This window comes from Rhodoplanes roseus (assembly GCF_003258865.1).
Lineage (GTDB): Bacteria > Pseudomonadota > Alphaproteobacteria > Rhizobiales > Xanthobacteraceae > Rhodoplanes > Rhodoplanes roseus.
On record NZ_NPEX01000915.1, the window covers coordinates 1 to 252 of the forward strand.

A 252-nucleotide genomic window follows, 5' to 3' on the forward strand; every position below is an offset into this window, starting at 1 on the left:
AGACGGATCACAAGAGCGGGCTGTGGCCGGTGAAGGCGGACCTCAACCAGCTGGAACAGGTGGTGGTCAATCTCGCCGTCAATGCGCGCGATGCCATGCCGAGCGGCGGCACGCTCACGATCCGCGCCAGCAATCTGGCGGAAGACGAGAGCCATCGCTTCCGCCAGGACGGCTTCCGGCCCGCCGATTATGTGCTGATCGAGATCACCGACACCGGCACCGGCATGCCGCCGGAGGTGATGGAGAAGATCT

The 252-nt window shown here is 64.7% G+C and carries 1 protein-coding gene; it reads left to right on the forward strand.

Going from position 1 to position 252, the window contains the following annotated elements:
- Positions 1-252: ATP-binding protein (locus tag CH341_RS32990; protein WP_245431360.1), on the forward strand; the 252-nt coding region annotated here is incomplete at both ends.